Source organism: Chryseobacterium hagamense (genome assembly GCF_007991455.1).
GTDB lineage: Bacteria > Bacteroidota > Bacteroidia > Flavobacteriales > Weeksellaceae > Chryseobacterium > Chryseobacterium hagamense.
This window is the reverse complement of sequence record NZ_BJYJ01000001.1, coordinates 532749-548313: the sequence shown is the minus strand read 5'-3', so window position 1 is coordinate 548313 and position 15565 is coordinate 532749. Positions and strand designations below refer to the sequence as shown.

Genomic DNA, 15565 nt, shown 5'->3' with positions numbered 1-15565 from the left:
TTATGAAATATTAAATTTTAGAAAAATTCAATGTAAATATTCTCGCCCACATTCATTCCGAAGAGTGATTTGGCTCCGTTTTTCCGGTTTCCTTTGTAAATGGTAAGCTCCAAAAGCTGGCTGTCATTGAAAATAGCAGCCGACTGGCCATGAAACTCGGTCTCCCTTTCCCAGTCGGAAACAACTTCCGTATGGTTGGAAAACACCCTTGACAGCGCCAGGTTCCTGAATTTGATCGTAAAATTTTCATAACCTTTGCTGATGGTATCAAAAAGATCTTTATTGATATTTGAGATTATATTTCCGAAATTGTCAATATAAGTCACTTCCCCGATAATCATCTTCTCAGACTCATTATAAACGGGTTTAGGAAACATGAGCTGCTTCGCGGCATCTATTTTCCGGCCGATCACTTCGGGAAGTCCGCCATTGGCGAGATGGACTGCTGCAGGAACAAAAATATCCGTGGATGTGAAATTGATCACATCATCGAACCGGTGATTCAAAGTAATTTCAAAGATAGCTTCGGGCTTGATGTCGAAAAAAATCAGGCTCAGGACGCCGTTGTCCGCCGCGAGGAAGTAATGTCCGTCTGATTTATAGAGAATATTGATCCTCGACCGGTTGTGGAAACTGTCTACGGAGATGATATGGATGGTTCCTTTCGGAAAGTGTTTATAGGCATTTCTTACGATGTAAGAGGTCTGTATCAGGTTAAAAGCCTGTATGTCGTGGGTAATGTCAACAATATTAACCTCCCGGTTCAGAGAAAGAATACTGCCTTTTACAGCGGCGACTCTGTAATCCAAATTTCCGAAATCTGAAGTAAGGGTAATGATTGGCATGGATTGCTGGTAAAGTGATAGAAATGCAAATTTATTTAAAATAAAAGGAAAGCCCGGTAAATATTGGAAAAGAATTTGATATAAGTTTTTAAAAAAAGCATTACATTTAAAATCTAAAATTAATACGACGACTGCATGTTTGAATTAACCTATGATCTGGAGGACATCGATGCGAAGATCTTCTATGGGGTGAATAACCAATATTTCAATTTAATCAAATCAACTTTTCCGACCCTTAAAATTACCGGCAGGGACCACTATATTTTTGCAATGGGAAATCAGGAAGCCCTGGATGTATTCAGGAAAAAGCTGGATGATATCGTTAATTACATTTCAAAAAACAATTCCATCGGGCTGAAAGATGTTGAGAATATCCTGAATATCAAAGATGAGAATGAAAAGCAGCTGGTTTTTGATCAGGACATCATCGTAAAGGGCGTAAACGGGAAGATTATTAAAGCAAAAACCACCAATCTTAAAAAGCTGGTGAAAGAAACTGAGAAAAAAGATATGGTTTTTGCGATCGGTCCTGCAGGAACGGGAAAAACTTATACCAGCGTTGCCCTGGCTGCAAAAGCGCTGAAAGAAAAGCAGGTAAAAAGAATCGTTCTTACAAGGCCTGCTGTTGAAGCCGGGGAAAGTCTGGGATTCCTGCCGGGGGATCTCAAAGAAAAACTGGATCCGTATTTACAGCCTTTGTATGATGCACTCAGAGATATGATTCCGCATGAAAAGCTGGAAGGGTTTATTGAGAAAAAAGTGATTGAAGTGGCTCCGCTGGCCTTCATGAGAGGACGGACCCTGGATGATGCTTTCGTCATCCTGGATGAAGCGCAGAATACCACCCATTCCCAGATGAAAATGTTTCTGACGCGGATGGGAATGAACGCGAAATTTATTATTACGGGAGACCCGACGCAGATTGATCTTCCCCCAAAACAACAGTCCGGACTTAAAGAAGCCATGAGAATCCTTCAGGACGTAAAAGAGATAGGATTTGTTCATTTAACGGAAGAGGATGTGGTAAGGCATCCTGTTGTTAAAAAAATTATTTTAGCTTACAATGCAGAGGATAAAAAGAACAGAGCGGAATAATTTTAGTTAAATTATAAACTTATTAATGCAGAATAATTAAAATTGTTCTGCATTTTTAATTTTTCCGCAAGAAAATGATGGATTTTGATATTTAAAAAAAAATGTTATTTTTGCTGTCGAATTAATTAAAAACTTTAAGCATGAAAAAGTTATTTTTCGCAGCAGTTGCTGTTATGGGAATGAGCCTACACGCTCAGGAATTCAGATTTGGACCTAAAGCAGGTTATTCATTATCAATGCTCACTGGAAAGAGTGACGGAGAAAAGTATAAATTCGATGCAAAATCTACTTTTTACGCGGGTTTTCTGGCAGAATATAAAATCAGTGATAAATTTGCCCTGCAGGGTGAAGTCTTGTATTCTCCAATTGGGGGTAAGCAGGAAGAATCGGTATCTTACAATGAAAGCGGTGTCAGCGTAACAGGGACCGAAAAAACAGATTGGAAATTCGGAACCGTACAGATTCCGGTAAGTGCTAAATTTTATGCAACTGAAAATTTAGCTTTCGGGTTAGGTCTTAACGTAGGCATCGTAACTTCTGCCAAGGTGGATTATACTGCTACCTTAACAGCATCGGCTATGGGACAAACGGAAACTCAAAGCGAAAGTTCAAGTGAAGATGTAAAAGATAACGTTAATACTTTAAATCTGGCTCCGTTTGTAGGTGCAGAATATACGTTGGAAAACGGTTTATTCTTCGATGCCCGATATAATCTCGGGGTTTCCAACCTTATTAAAAAGCCGGAAGGAAACGAAACTTTAAAAAATAGTTTCTTACAGGTCGGAATAGGATTCAAATTCGGAGGGAACTAAGGAGTTATTCCATTAAACAAAAAAGCGGTACAGAATTTGTACCGCTTTTTTGTTTTTATGTAAAATTTCAATTACTAAAAGATACATTCTAATTTTAAACCTATTAAAATGAAAAAACTAGTATTAGCAGGTGCATTTGCATTATTCGGCGGGCTTGCACAGGCGCAGGAAGGCTTCAGGCTTGGTGGCCATATCGGTGCTCCGCTGGGCGATGCGGCAGATGCAGCGAGTGTAACCCTGGGAATCGACGCTGCCTATATGTGGAACATTACAAAAGGTCTGGATATCGGTGCTGCCACAGGATATTCCCACTTTTTCGGAAAAGACAATGTGGATGACTTCGGATTTATTCCTCTTGCCGTTTCCGGAAAGTATACCTTTAATAAGGTTCCTCTTTTTGTCGGTCTGGATCTGGGAGCAGCCATCTCTACCAGAAATTACATCAACAGCGGTCTGTATGTTGCCCCCAGGGTAGGATACCAGATGAAAAAGGTTGAACTGTACTTAGGCTTCCAGAATATCGGCAGCAAATACAAAAATTATGGTCCGGGACCTGATCCCCGCTGGAACAGGAATGACCGTTTTAACTTCGGTGCCGTCAATTTCGGCGCAAATTTCTTCCTGAAATAAAATTTTTTAAACTAAATATAATTAGTTCCGGTTGCAGAATCGGAACTAATTTTGATATATAGTTGCCGAAAATATAAGTGCTCTATTTTTAATACATTTTATTCTCGAAAATTAGAAATATCGGGTGATGATATTAATCACATTAACAAATTTTAATATTCACCGGCACCACTGTAAATTTGCCGTCAGAAAGTATTAAATTTTTAAAAAAATGAAGAAAGTATTAATGGCGGGTGCTATTGCCCTTTTCGGTTTATCTAACGCTCAGATTGCAGCAGGAACTACTTATTTATCAGGATCTGTAGGTTATTCTCAACAGGAGAGAAACAACGGAAACAATAAGACTGAAAACTTCAATGTTTTGCCTACGGTTGGATATTTCGTCAGCAACAATTTTGCAATCGGTTTAGGAATCGGATACCAGACTCAGAAAGAGACAAATATCGTAAACAATTTCATGGTACCGGGAACAACAATCGTAACAACCAATGAAACAAAGCAGCCTGCTTTTGTAGTGGCCCCTTTCGCAAGAAAGTACTGGACTTTAGGAGATAAATTATACATCTTCGGTCAGTTGGCAGTACCAATGCAGTTCGGAAAAGCTGAAGTTGAAAATACGACAGTAACTACTTCAGGATCTTCTGTAACCACGGTATCTTCTTCTTCCGAAGCAAAATATACCCAGGTTGGAGTAACGGTAAAGCCGGGTCTGGATTATTTCCTTAACAAAAACTGGTCTATCGAAGCAACGATCGGAGAATTCGGATACAACAACTTCAAGCCGAAAGACGGTGATGCTACCAACAACTACAGCTTCGGTCTGAACCTATCTACCGTAACCTTCGGTGTTAAATATGTTTTTGCCAAGTAATAAACAAATCATATAAGATGAAAAAGTCCTCAGTTTTTAACTCAGGGCTTTTTTCGCTTAATCCTTTTTTTAACTAATCATCATGAAAAAATTATTGATTGCCGGTGCAGCCGTGTTGTACAGCCTTTCAAATGCTCAGATTAAAACAGGAACCGTCTATATTTCCGGACAGGTAAATTATATTAAGACAGAAACCTCAAATACGGATTTTAGCGACCAGACTTTCAAAATCATTCCGGCGGCCGGTGTATTCATCGCTCCGAATCTTGCCATCGGTACCGGTCTGGGATATACCATCGGCAAACTGGATTATACCGAAACCCTGGGCGGTGGATTTCTTACCACAATTATTAATTACTCAGGAAAAACAAGCGCGGTTACGGTAGCTCCTTTTGTAAGGAAGTACTGGACCTTATCAGAAAAACTATACTTTTTCGGCCAGCTTCAGATTCCTTTGGAATTCGGAAAAATCAATCAGCACGCTTTGATCACCAATATCTATGATTCTGCCGGATCTGTAGATCAACAAACGACTGCTTATGACAATAAATATACTTCCATCGGGATTAATGTAAAACCGGGGTTTGATTATTTCCTGAATAAAAACTGGTCCGTCGAAGCATCGATAGGAGAGTTTGGCTATAAGAATATTAAATCCAGGGATATGGATCCCCGTGACGGCAAAAATTATGATTTCGGCCTGAATCTTTCTGCCGTTTCCTTCGGGGTGAAATATGTTTTTGCCAAATAAATCAACCATACAACTAAACTTTTTTAAATAAATCTTTATGAAAAAATTATTATTAGCAGGTGCAGTGGCACTTTTCGGTTTGTCTAATGCACAAATGACTAAAGGAGACTGGGTCATCAGTGGAAATACCGGTCTTGGTTTCAATACCCAAAGTTCTAAAATGAAAGCCAACGGACAATCTGAGGACGGGCCGAAAATTTCAAGATTTTCCGTAACACCGTCTGTAGGATATTTCGTAATCGATGGTCTTGCGGTAGGTATTGACCTGGGTTTTGACAGCACTACGCAGAAGCAGGACGGGAGCAAAGTAACCCTCTCTACTTTTTCCGTAATGCCGACTGCAACGTATTATTTCAACACGGGAGGTAAATTTTTCCCTTTTATCGGAGCAGGCATCGGTTATGGTTCTACCAAAACGAAATATAATATTGCCAATGCAGTATATGATCCGATCCTTTTCTCAGGAGATGCTACGGAAGACGGGCTGGCATGGAAAGCCAAAGGAGGAGTTACTTACATGGCTACCCAGTCTTTGGGAATCAATCTGGGTCTTGGATTTGACCAGTATTATACAAAAGACACTTATTATAATACTGAAGTTAAAACGACAAGAAGCAATTTCGGTGTAAACTTAGGGTTCTCTTATTTCATCAAAGCTAAAGCCCAGAAATCCGATAAGTAAAAAAATTTGTCAAAGATCTAAACTTTGACAAAGTGCAGAAAAAATCCGGCTCTTTAACAGGCCGGATTTCTTTTTTATATTTAATTTTAGCTTAAAACCATTCTTTCTGGTTCTGGACATACGTTCTGTCGAATTCCTCATCCGATTTGGTAAGGTAAATGATTCCTTCGATAAAACCGATGATACCAGCAATTCCGCAAGTTACAATTCCCAATACCAGCTGGATGATTCCTGCTTTGGTATAACCCAGATAAAACTTGTGAATTCCCAAGCCGCCCAGTAATATTCCTAGAATTCCGGCAATTACTTTTTTCTCAGACTTATACGGGGCACCCGAATTGTAATTGTAGTTGCCCTGCTTTTCATTAATTTCCATAATAATATTTTTAATTAGTTTTTGGTGTGTTTATTTTCCGAACATTCCGCCCATTCCAGGCATATTCGGCATTTTGCTCATCATCTGCATCATCTGTTTTCCCTGAGGACCCTGCATCATCTTCATCATTTTACCCATCTGGTCGAACTGCTTCATCAATTGATTAACATCCTCGATTTTTCTTCCGGCTCCTTTGGCAATCCGGTTTTTTCTCTGGGTATTGATGATCGACGGTCTTCTTCGTTCTTCCGGAGTCATGGAATAGATGATCGCTTCGATATGTTTAAAGGCATCATCGCTGATTTCAACATCCTTGATCGCTTTTCCGACCCCCGGAATCATCCCCATCAGATCCTTCATGTTTCCCATCTTCTTGATCTGGTTGATCTGCTTCAGGAAATCATCGAAACCGAATTCGTTTTTGGCAATTTTTTTATGAAGCTTTTTGGCTTCTTCTTCGTCAAACTGCTCCTGAGCTCTCTCTACCAGGGAAACAACGTCTCCCATTCCCAGGATCCTGTCGGCCATCCTTTCCGGGTAGAAAAGGTCCAAAGCTTCCATCTTCTCACCGGTAGAAATGAACTTGATCGGTTTTTCCACTACGGAACGGATCGTCAAGGCGGCTCCACCACGGGTATCACCATCCAACTTCGTCAGTACGACCCCGTCGAAATTCAAAGCATCATTGAACGCTTTTGCCGTATTTACCGCATCCTGACCGGTCATGGAATCCACAACAAATAAGGTTTCGTTCGGTTTGATCGTCGCATGAACCGTTTTGATTTCATTCATCATCTGCTCATCAATCGCCAGACGTCCTGCCGTATCGACGATAACCACATCATGACCATTAGATTTCGCAAAATTGATGGCATTCTGTGAAATGCTTGAAGGATCCATCGAACCTTCTTCCGTGAAAACGGGAACCCCGATCTGGCCTCCCAGTACTTTCAGCTGATCAATCGCCGCCGGACGGTACACGTCACAGGCAACCAGAAGTGGCTTTTTACTTCTTTTCGTCTTTAAATAACTGGCTAATTTCCCGGAGAAAGTAGTTTTCCCGGAACCCTGAAGCCCTGCAATAAGGATTACCGAAGGTTTTCCCGAAAGGTTGATGCCTTCCTGCGAACCTCCCATCAGATCCACCAGCTCATCATGAACAATCTTCGTCATCAGCTGGCCCGGGGTAAGGGAAGTAAGGACATCCTGTCCCAACGCTTTGTCCTGAACTCTTTTGGTAAGGTCTTTTGCAACTTTATAATTAACGTCGGCATCCACCAACGCTCTTCTAATCTCTTTTACGGTCTCCGCTACATTGATTTCCGTGATTTTTCCACGTCCTGAAATATTGTGCAGCGCTTTGTCTAATTTATCCTGTAAACTGTTGAACATATTTATTGTAAATTATAGGTCTGCAAAAATAAGGAATTTTTGGTATTTATAAACGGTCGGGAAGGTAATATTATATATAAAGATGCAATTTGCAGGGATGATATAAATCAAATGATGATGAAATCCGGGGGAAAAAGCCTATTTTTGCCATAAATTAAAATTAGCCTAATGGTTGTTAGGTTAAAAATAAATTTAAAATGAAGATCAATCCCAATATTCTGGTAACAGTCCTGTTCTTTTTAACCTTCCTGGTTCATTTCTCTCTGTGGAAATTTGTTTTCCATCTGGATGAAATTGTTATCGTGAAGTTCTATCTGTTCCTGAGTGTGATGTTTATGATGATGATAACGCTTATTGTTCTGATCAACAGGGTAGCCCCTGAATTTTTAGGATTATCGGTCATCGGGCTTATTCTTTTAAAATTCGGTCTGATGTATCTGATCCGGAAAAAACTGAACTTTGAGGTGATTCCGGGATATAAATTTCATTTCATTATTCCTTATTTTATACTTACAACACTGCTTACTTATTATGCGATTAAGCTCATTAATCATGATAAAAAACAGTAAAATTATTTATTGTAAACCAGAAAAATTATTATATTTTTGCACAACGAAAAAAACCTATCAATGTTTAAGAAATTCGCAGTTTTATTCTACAGTATTTTTGTATTAAACTTAGTGTCTGCACAGCACGGTGAGGCTACTGCCGGGGCAGGTTCTGTCAGCACGGAGCTTTCAGAGAAAGACAAAGTAAGTAAAGAAAACAAAGAGTACATCGATCATCACTTACTGGATGCTCATGATTTTACATTGATGGTGGATAAAGAAGGTCACCACATCGGTTTCCCGCTTCCTGTTATTTTTTATGATAACGGTATTCATTCTTTTATGAGTAACAAAGAAGGTTTCATTCATGGAGAAACTACGGAGGTTGACGGGTCTTATTATAAACTGCACCACGAAAAGATTTATAAGACGGATGTAGCCGGAAATTTATCTTTTGATGAAGAAGGTCACGTAACTTCAGAAAAAGTACTGGATCTTTCCATTACAAAAAGTGTACTTATTATTTTACTGACTTCAGTCTTCATGTTGTTGTTGTTTACAGGAATGGCTAAGTCTTACAAAAAATCTCAGGTGCCTACAGGAGCAGCAAGATTTTTAGAGCCCTTGGTAATCTTCGTGAGAGACGAAATCGCTATCCCGAACATCGGGCACAAGTACAAAAGATTTATCGGTTACCTCTTAACGGTATTCTTCTTTATCTTGTTCCTGAATGTATTAGGATTGATGCCTTTCGGAATCAATGTTACCGGTAATATTACCATGACATTCTTCCTGGCGATCCTTACGTATCTGATTACAACGTTCTCTGCTAACAAAGACTACTGGAAACATATTTTCTGGATGCCGGGTGTACCTGTTCCGATGAAACTGATCATGCTGCCGATCGAATTGTTAGGAACCATTACAAAACCTTTCGCATTGATGATCCGACTTTTTGCCAACATGACGGCAGGACACATTGTTGTAATGAGTTTGATCGGATTGATCTATGTATTTAAAAATGTAGTTGCAGGAGTTGCTTTCCCTTTCCTTACATTGGTAATTTATCTTCTGGAAGTATTGGTAGCCTTCTTACAGGCTTATATCTTCACGATGTTATCCGCTCTGTTTATCGGAATGGCTGTACAGGAACACGAGCACGAACATCACGCGGCTCACTAATTAAAATTAAGTAAGAAACAAATTTTTAAAATTATATATTATGGAAATCCCTAAAATTGTAGGTGCTGGTATCGTAGTACTAGGTGTAGGTATCGGTCTTGGTAAAATCGGAGCTGCTGCTCTTGAAGCTATTGCAAGACAACCTGAGCAATCCGGAAAAATCCAAACAGCTATGCTTATCGCAGCTGCCCTTGTAGAAGGTGTTGCGTTTGCTGCTCTATTCGCAGTAAACTAATTAAACTAAAAACCACTATCCGTAACGGTTGGTTACAGATAGTGGTTATTTAAGAAAAAAAAGTAATAATTATTTATACATTTATATAATGGAATTAATTCACCAGTTTTCATCAGGATTATTTATCATCCAAACAATTATCTTTCTGGCATTGTTATTCTTGTTAGGCAAATTCGCCTGGAAACCTATTTTAAAATCGATTAATGACAGAGAAACTTCTATTGTTGATGCTCTAAACCAGGCTACCTTAGCAAGAAAAGAGATGGAAACTCTAAAAGAGGATAACGAAAGAGTCATTCGTGAGGCTAAAATCGAAAGAGATGCCATCCTTAAAGAAGCCAGAGAAATCAGAGATAGAATCGTAGGTGAAGCTAAAGATGCTGCCAAATCTGAAGGCGATAAAATGATCGACGCTGCCAAGCAGACCATCAATGCTGAGAAGAATGCTGCCATGGCAGATATCAAATCCCAGATCGGTGTGTTATCAGTGAATATCGCAGAATCGATCCTTAAGCAGAAACTGGATAACAGTGAAGCTCAAAACGAATTAGTTCAGAATTATTTAAACAAATCAAACCTTAACTAAGAATGCTTACATCTAAAGTAGCTAAACGATACGCACAAGGTTTGCTTGATTTCACCAATGAATCAGGTCAGACGGCTACTGTATTTTCTGAAATGAAAGATGTGGTAAAGCTGATGAAAGAATCTGCAGACTTAAACAAATTCTTCCTAACGCCTTACATCGATTCCAAAAAGAAAGTAGAGGTAGCAGGCCAGATTTTTAAGGGATTGTCACAATCTTCTCAGAATCTGATTACTTTGGTGATCAGACACGGTCGTGAAAACCAGCTGAAAAATATCGCTCAGGAATTCATCAACAAAGTAGAAGACATCAATGGAGTGCAGCGAGTGACGCTTACGACGGCAACCCAGCTTTCCAAAGAAAACCTTGAGCAGATTTTAAGAACGTCCAATCTTGTAAACCTTAAGACCAATTTCGATTTGCAGGTGAATGTAAAGCCTGAGATTTTGGGAGGTTACATTTTGAGAGTGGGAGATCAGCAGATCGACGCTTCGGTAAAGTCCAAGCTTAATAGCATTAAGAAAGATTTTCATTTAAATTAAGAAAAAAACAACCATACAATGGCAGAAATAAATCCGGCAGAAGTATCTGCGATCTTAAAACAGCAATTGGCCAACTTCGATACTCAGTCAAACGTTGAGGAAGTAGGTACAGTTTTAACCATCGGTGATGGTATTGCTCGTGTATACGGGTTAGAAAACGTACAATACGGAGAGTTGGTGAAATTTTCTAGTGATGTAGAAGGTATTGTACTGAACCTTGAAGAAGACAACGTTGGGGTTGCGCTTTTGGGGGAAAGTAAGTTAGTAAAAGAAGGAGATACCGTAAGAAGAACAAACAGAATCTCTTCTATTAAAGTAGGAGAAGGAATGTTGGGAAGAGTAGTGGATACCCTGGGTAACCCTATCGATGGTAAAGGTCCTATTACAGGGGATTTATATGAAATGCCGTTGGAAAGAAAAGCACCGGGCGTTATCTTCAGACAGCCGGTAACCGAGCCTTTACAGTCCGGTATCGTAGCGATCGATTCCATGATCCCTGTGGGAAGAGGGCAGAGAGAGCTGATCATCGGTGACAGACAGACCGGTAAGACGACTGTGGCGATCGATACCATCATCAACCAGAGAGAATTTTTTGATGCAGGCCAGCCTGTATACTGTATATATGTTGCGATCGGACAGAAAGCGTCTACCGTAGCACAAATCGTTAAAACGTTATCCGATAAAGGAGCTTTGGCTTATACCGTAATCGTTGCGGCTAATGCTTCAGATCCGGTTCCCATGCAGGTATATTCTGCCATGGCAGGAGCTTCGATCGGGGAATTCTTCAGAGACACCGGAAGACCGGCTTTGATCGTTTATGATGATCTTTCCAAGCAGGCGGTTGCGTACCGTGAGCTTTCCCTTCTGTTGAGAAGACCACCGGGCCGTGAAGCCTATCCTGGAGACGTTTTCTATCTTCACTCCAGATTATTGGAGAGAGCCGCAAAAGTAATCGCTGATGATACTATTGCCAGTCAGATGAATGATTTACCGGACTCTCTAAAACCAATCGTAAAAGGAGGAGGATCATTAACGGCACTTCCGATTATCGAAACTCAGGCAGGTGACGTTTCCGCGTATATCCCGACCAACGTAATCTCCATTACCGACGGACAGATCTTCCTGGAGTCTGATTTATTCAACTCAGGGGTACGTCCGGCGATCAACGTAGGGATCTCCGTATCAAGGGTTGGAGGTAACGCTCAGATCAAATCTATGAAAAAAGTTTCCGGTACGCTTAAATTAGACCAGGCTCAGTATAAGGAACTGGAAGCGTTTGCCAAATTCGGTTCTGATCTTGATGCTTCTACTTTAGCCGTTATCTCGAAAGGGGAAAGAAACGTGGAGCTTCTGAAGCAGCCGGTTAACTCTCCGCTTCCGGTAGACAGCCAGGTAGCAATGATCTATGCAGGTACTGAAAACTTATTGAGAAACGTTCCGATCAGAAAAGTAAAAGAATTCCAGATCGAATATATCGAATTCCTCAGATCCAAGCACCCGGATACAATGGCGGCGATCAAAGCAGGGAAAATTGATGATTCAATCACCAGCGTTCTTAAGCAGGCAGCTAACGACCTAGCTTCTAAATATAACTAAAAATTCAATGTTTAAGGTTTAGAATACAATGTTTTAAACCTTAAACTTCAGACCTTAAACCCTGAACCAAAATAATGGCAAACTTAAAAGAAATACGAGGCAGAATTACATCAATTTCATCAACGATGCAGATTACCCGTGCTATGAAAATGGTTTCCGCTGCGAAACTTAAGAAAGCACAGGATGCCATCGTGATGTTGAGACCGTATTCTGAAAAACTTCAGGAGCTGATCCAGAATGTCAATTCAAGTTCGGATCCTGATCAGATTTCTGTTTATGCTCAGAAAAGAGAAGTAAAAAGAATCCTTTTCATCGCTGTTACTTCAAACAGAGGTCTTGCAGGGGCTTTTAACTCATCCATCGTTAAGGAGCTTAATGCACAGTTTCAGAATAATTCCCAGTATGAAGTGGAAGTGCTTTCGATCGGGAAGAAAGCTTTTGATGCCGTAAGAAGAAGTCGTACCGTATATGCCAATGAAAGCGCAATCTACGATAAGCTAAGCTTTGATGCTGTTTCCCATGTTGCTGAGGCCGTAATGGACAGCTTCAGAGAAGGAAAATTTGATGAAGTTTATTTAATTTACAATAAATTTGTGAACGCGGCTACCCAGGAAGTAACCACCGAGCAGCTTCTTCCGATTTCAATGCCTGAAACAACGGAACCTCAGGTGGAAACCGATTATATTTTCGAGCCAAGCAGAGCTGAGATCCTTGATAACCTGATTCCTAAATCAATCAAGACCCAGGTTTTCAAAGCAGTCCTTGATTCGGTAGCTTCAGAGCACGGAGCGAGAATGACAGCCATGCATAAAGCTACGGATAATGCCCAGGCATTGAAAAATGATCTGGTTATTTTTTACAACAAAGCAAGACAGGCAGCCATCACCAACGAGATTCTTGAGATCGTTTCCGGAGCTGAAGCTTTGAAAAATTCATAAATAATTATTTTACCATAGTATTTATATTGAAGCATCGTGTACCACGATGCTTTTTTTGTTATTTTTATTTTGTATATATTTGTAGCAACAAATTTATATCACTTCTAAATGGACTCGGACATAGTCAGGCTTTTGCTGGCCGTATTACTTGTTTTACTTAATGGCTTCTTCGTAGCCGCAGAATTTTCAATCGTTAAAGTTCGTTACTCACAAATCCAGTTGAAAGCCGCAGAGGGAAACTCGATGGCCAAGCAGGCAGAACATATCATCAAGCATCTTGATGAGTACCTTTCGGCCACACAGCTCGGGATTACACTGGCTTCCCTTGCTTTGGGTTGGGTAGGAGAAAGCGCCCTGCATCATATTGTAGAAAATATTTTCGACTCTCTCAATGTGGAACTCAGTGAGGCGACTGTAACCTCGATCTCAGTTATTACCAGTTTTGTGCTGATTACAATTATGCATATTGTTTTCGGAGAACTGATCCCGAAATCCATTGCGATCAGGAAATCGGAAGCAACCACCATGGCTACTGCCATTCCGTTAAGGGTTTTTTATACGGTTTTCAAACCGTTTATCTGGTTGATGAACCTGATGTCCAATACCTTTTTGAGGCTGGTAAAAATACATCCGGCGTCGGAGCATGAGATTCATTCTACGGAAGAGCTGCAGCTTCTGGTGAAGCAGAGTGCGGACAGCGGGGAAATTGAGGAAGAGAACTATGAGATCATTAAAAACGCTTTTGACTTTACGGACCATTCTGCCAAACAGATCATGGTTCCCCGTCAGAACATCACCTCGATCGATTTTGAGGAAGACATGAATGAAATCATCAATAAAATCATGGATAGCGGCTATTCCAGGATTCCCGTGTATATGGATTCTATTGATAACATCATCGGTATCCTGTATACCAAGGAAATCATCCGGGAGTTTGTAAAAAGAAAAGGTGAACTGAGCCATGATGACTTAAAAGAACTGATGAGGGACGCCTTCTTTGTCGTGGGAAGTAAGAAAATATCGGACTTGCTAAAAATTTTCCAGCAGAAAAAACAGCATCTGGCGATTGTTATCGATGAATTCGGTGGAACGGAGGGGATTATTACCCTGGAGGATATTCTTGAAGAATTGGTTGGGGAAATCCAGGATGAAGAAGATGATGAGGAGAAAATCGTGGATAAGATCGGCGAAAACACCTACTGGGTACAGGCTACACAGCCACTGGACGAAATCAATGAATTCTTACCGAAAAAGCTGGCCCTTTCGGAAGAAAGCGAATACAATACCCTGGCCGGATTTATCCTTCATGCGCTGGAAGACATTCCGGAGGAAAACCAGGAGTTTGAGCTTGAAAATTACCAGTTTAAAATTCTGAAAATGAATAACAAAAGTGTTGAACTGGTAGAATTGGTCTATGAAGAGCCCAATAACGTCAATGACCTGGCAGAGAAAATAGGTGAGGTTTAATCTGTTTTTAAATAAATAACAATATGTTTTACAACCATATAAAAGATTACGATGACCCGAAAAGGAAATATGAGGAAGACGTCCTTGTCATGGAGGATACGGATGAAGTCTATAAGCTGGTTCTGCATAATGATGACGTGCATACCTTCGATTATGTAATCGATTCTCTGATCGAAGTCTGCAAACATACCCTGGAACAGGCGGAACAATGTACTTTACTGGTGCATTTCAAGGGCAAATGTACCGTAAAAACAGGCTCTCTGGATCTTCTGAAGCCTATGCACGAAAAATTGCTCTCAAGGGAACTGAGCAGCGAAATTGTATAAAACAGTCCGGCTCATTGCCGGATTTTTCGTGTCAACTTATTTCAAAATAAAATCGGACTTATTCGCTGGATACGTAAGTTTGCGTGCACGAAAATAAAGTAAATGACGGGAACCCGGAGAAATGATCAGTTTAAAAGAGCATTTCCAAAAAACCTATTCTGTTTTATTTTTGCCCTATAAGATTCCGTATGCTCACTAATCTTCCGGTTTAACCTATTAGCACAGATTTACGCTCTTACAATGCAAATTACATCGGCAAATAAAAAAGGTTGTTCATCAGCTGAGCGAAGCGCCCTTGCGGACGGAAATAGACGCAAGAATTTTATAAAAACCTCAGCGTTCCCTGCGTTTAATCAAATTCAGCCGATTACATTCCAGACAAACTAACCTGCTTTTATTTTGCTCTGTAAAATTCCGTATGCTCACTAATCTTCCGGTTTAACCTATTAGCTCCAGATTTACGCTCTTACATTGCGAATTATACCGGCAAATAAGAAAGATTGCTCATCAGCTGAGCGAAGCGCCCTTGCGGACGGAAATAGGCGCAACAATTTTATAAAAAACTCAGCGTTCCCTGCGTTTAATCAAAGCCAATCCCTTACCTTCTACAACTAATTAACGTAAGTTCGACCGTATCAATATCATATTCAGTCACTTATTTAATTCAAAAATAAAATTGAGACTGATTCGG

At 40.2% G+C, this 15565-nt stretch carries 18 protein-coding genes; 15 read left to right on the top strand and 3 right to left on the bottom strand.

All coding sequences use genetic code 11. From position 1 onward, the window contains the following. Positions 1 to 17: 17 nt before the first annotated feature. Positions 18 to 845, bottom strand: coding sequence for an SAM hydrolase/SAM-dependent halogenase family protein (locus tag CHA01nite_RS02395; protein ID WP_146939619.1), 828 nt, complete (start codon positions 843 to 845; stop codon positions 18 to 20). Between the two features lie 135 nt (positions 846 to 980). Here CHA01nite_RS02395 and CHA01nite_RS02390 point away from each other — a divergent pair, with 135 nt between their 5' ends. From CHA01nite_RS02390 to CHA01nite_RS02365, 6 genes are all read left to right on the top strand, one after another. After that, on the top strand, positions 981 to 1940 hold the full coding sequence (locus CHA01nite_RS02390; protein WP_146939618.1) for a PhoH family protein: 960 nt from the start codon (positions 981 to 983) through the stop codon (positions 1938 to 1940). Positions 1941 to 2080: 140 nt separating this feature from the next. Further along, positions 2081 to 2752: a porin family protein gene (locus CHA01nite_RS02385; protein WP_146939617.1), complete on the top strand. Its 672-nt coding sequence runs from the start codon at positions 2081 to 2083 to the stop codon at positions 2750 to 2752. A 108-nt stretch (positions 2753 to 2860) separates the two neighbouring features. Then, entirely contained in the window at positions 2861 to 3382 is a 522-nt protein-coding gene (locus CHA01nite_RS02380; RefSeq protein ID WP_146939616.1) for a hypothetical protein, read from the top strand. A 211-nt stretch (positions 3383 to 3593) separates the two neighbouring features. Continuing rightward, positions 3594 to 4253: an outer membrane protein gene (locus tag CHA01nite_RS02375; protein ID WP_146939615.1), complete on the top strand. Its 660-nt coding sequence runs from the start codon at positions 3594 to 3596 to the stop codon at positions 4251 to 4253. An 82-nt stretch (positions 4254 to 4335) separates the two neighbouring features. Next, positions 4336 to 5004 carry an outer membrane beta-barrel protein gene (locus CHA01nite_RS02370; protein ID WP_146939614.1) on the top strand — a complete coding sequence of 223 codons (669 nt, stop codon included), beginning with the start codon at positions 4336 to 4338 and terminating at the stop codon, positions 5002 to 5004. Between the two features lie 37 nt (positions 5005 to 5041). Further along, a complete protein-coding gene (locus CHA01nite_RS02365) occupies positions 5042 to 5686 on the top strand; it encodes an outer membrane beta-barrel protein (protein WP_146939613.1) in 645 nt (214 codons plus the stop codon). Positions 5687 to 5777: 91 nt separating this feature from the next. Here the strand turns inward: CHA01nite_RS02365 and CHA01nite_RS02360 are convergent, their stop codons facing one another. Together CHA01nite_RS02360 and ffh are read right to left on the bottom strand one after the other, a co-directional pair. Continuing rightward, entirely contained in the window at positions 5778 to 6062 is a 285-nt protein-coding gene (locus CHA01nite_RS02360; RefSeq protein ID WP_146939612.1) for a TM2 domain-containing protein, read from the bottom strand. A gap of 30 nt (positions 6063 to 6092) precedes the next feature. Next, positions 6093 to 7454: a signal recognition particle protein gene (gene ffh / locus CHA01nite_RS02355; protein WP_146939611.1), complete on the bottom strand. Its 1362-nt coding sequence runs from the start codon at positions 7452 to 7454 to the stop codon at positions 6093 to 6095. A 197-nt stretch (positions 7455 to 7651) separates the two neighbouring features. Between ffh and CHA01nite_RS02350 the strand changes: the two genes are divergently transcribed. The 9 genes from CHA01nite_RS02350 (at position 7652) to CHA01nite_RS02310 (ending at position 14874) form a co-directional block, all read left to right on the top strand. Beyond that, on the top strand, positions 7652 to 8023 hold the full coding sequence (locus tag CHA01nite_RS02350; RefSeq protein ID WP_146939610.1) for a hypothetical protein: 372 nt from the start codon (positions 7652 to 7654) through the stop codon (positions 8021 to 8023). A gap of 60 nt (positions 8024 to 8083) precedes the next feature. Beyond that, a complete protein-coding gene (gene atpB / locus CHA01nite_RS02345; RefSeq protein ID WP_146939609.1) occupies positions 8084 to 9184 on the top strand; it encodes a F0F1 ATP synthase subunit A in 1101 nt (366 codons plus the stop codon). A gap of 40 nt (positions 9185 to 9224) precedes the next feature. Continuing rightward, the gene (gene atpE / locus CHA01nite_RS02340; RefSeq protein WP_002979108.1) at positions 9225 to 9419 is read left to right on the top strand and encodes an ATP synthase F0 subunit C; all 195 of its coding nucleotides are present in this window, start codon (positions 9225 to 9227) and stop codon (positions 9417 to 9419) included. Between the two features lie 88 nt (positions 9420 to 9507). Next, positions 9508 to 10005 carry a F0F1 ATP synthase subunit B gene (locus CHA01nite_RS02335; protein WP_146939608.1) on the top strand — a complete coding sequence of 166 codons (498 nt, stop codon included), beginning with the start codon at positions 9508 to 9510 and terminating at the stop codon, positions 10003 to 10005. 2 nt (positions 10006 to 10007) lie between these two features. Further along, a complete protein-coding gene (gene atpH / locus CHA01nite_RS02330; protein ID WP_146939607.1) occupies positions 10008 to 10547 on the top strand; it encodes an ATP synthase F1 subunit delta in 540 nt (179 codons plus the stop codon). Between the two features lie 18 nt (positions 10548 to 10565). Then, complete coding sequence (gene atpA / locus CHA01nite_RS02325; RefSeq protein ID WP_146939606.1) at positions 10566 to 12143, top strand: F0F1 ATP synthase subunit alpha; 1578 nt, start codon at positions 10566 to 10568, stop codon at positions 12141 to 12143. A 74-nt stretch (positions 12144 to 12217) separates the two neighbouring features. Further along, positions 12218 to 13081, top strand: a complete 864-nt coding sequence (gene atpG / locus CHA01nite_RS02320) for an ATP synthase F1 subunit gamma (RefSeq protein WP_146939605.1) — start codon at positions 12218 to 12220, stop codon at positions 13079 to 13081. 108 nt (positions 13082 to 13189) lie between these two features. Then, a complete protein-coding gene (locus CHA01nite_RS02315; protein ID WP_146939604.1) occupies positions 13190 to 14548 on the top strand; it encodes a hemolysin family protein in 1359 nt (452 codons plus the stop codon). Between the two features lie 23 nt (positions 14549 to 14571). Further along, positions 14572 to 14874 carry an ATP-dependent Clp protease adaptor ClpS gene (locus CHA01nite_RS02310; RefSeq protein ID WP_146939603.1) on the top strand — a complete coding sequence of 101 codons (303 nt, stop codon included), beginning with the start codon at positions 14572 to 14574 and terminating at the stop codon, positions 14872 to 14874. The last annotated feature ends 691 nt before the right edge of the window (positions 14875 to 15565 follow it).

Bases quoted from the DNA above. Each gene is read 5' to 3' on its own strand.
- CHA01nite_RS02360 (WP_146939612.1), bottom strand. From the start codon at position 6,062: ATGGAAATTAATGAAAAGCAGGGCAACTACAATTACAATTCGGGTGCC.
- CHA01nite_RS02385 (WP_146939617.1), top strand. From the start codon at position 2,081: ATGAAAAAGTTATTTTTCGCAGCAGTTGCTGTTATGGGAATGAGCCTA.
- CHA01nite_RS02375 (WP_146939615.1), top strand. From the start codon at position 3,594: ATGAAGAAAGTATTAATGGCGGGTGCTATTGCCCTTTTCGGTTTATCT.
- atpA (WP_146939606.1), top strand. From the start codon at position 10,566: ATGGCAGAAATAAATCCGGCAGAAGTATCTGCGATCTTAAAACAGCAA.
- CHA01nite_RS02310 (WP_146939603.1), top strand. From the start codon at position 14,572: ATGTTTTACAACCATATAAAAGATTACGATGACCCGAAAAGGAAATAT.
- atpH (WP_146939607.1), top strand. From the start codon at position 10,008: ATGCTTACATCTAAAGTAGCTAAACGATACGCACAAGGTTTGCTTGAT.
- CHA01nite_RS02350 (WP_146939610.1), top strand. From the start codon at position 7,652: ATGAAGATCAATCCCAATATTCTGGTAACAGTCCTGTTCTTTTTAACC.
- ffh (WP_146939611.1), bottom strand. From the start codon at position 7,454: ATGTTCAACAGTTTACAGGATAAATTAGACAAAGCGCTGCACAATATT.
- atpE (WP_002979108.1), top strand. From the start codon at position 9,225: ATGGAAATCCCTAAAATTGTAGGTGCTGGTATCGTAGTACTAGGTGTA.
- atpB (WP_146939609.1), top strand. From the start codon at position 8,084: ATGTTTAAGAAATTCGCAGTTTTATTCTACAGTATTTTTGTATTAAAC.
- CHA01nite_RS02380 (WP_146939616.1), top strand. From the start codon at position 2,861: ATGAAAAAACTAGTATTAGCAGGTGCATTTGCATTATTCGGCGGGCTT.
- CHA01nite_RS02335 (WP_146939608.1), top strand. From the start codon at position 9,508: ATGGAATTAATTCACCAGTTTTCATCAGGATTATTTATCATCCAAACA.
- CHA01nite_RS02370 (WP_146939614.1), top strand. From the start codon at position 4,336: ATGAAAAAATTATTGATTGCCGGTGCAGCCGTGTTGTACAGCCTTTCA.
- CHA01nite_RS02390 (WP_146939618.1), top strand. From the start codon at position 981: ATGTTTGAATTAACCTATGATCTGGAGGACATCGATGCGAAGATCTTC.
- CHA01nite_RS02395 (WP_146939619.1), bottom strand. From the start codon at position 845: ATGCCAATCATTACCCTTACTTCAGATTTCGGAAATTTGGATTACAGA.
- atpG (WP_146939605.1), top strand. From the start codon at position 12,218: ATGGCAAACTTAAAAGAAATACGAGGCAGAATTACATCAATTTCATCA.
- CHA01nite_RS02315 (WP_146939604.1), top strand. From the start codon at position 13,190: ATGGACTCGGACATAGTCAGGCTTTTGCTGGCCGTATTACTTGTTTTA.
- CHA01nite_RS02365 (WP_146939613.1), top strand. From the start codon at position 5,042: ATGAAAAAATTATTATTAGCAGGTGCAGTGGCACTTTTCGGTTTGTCT.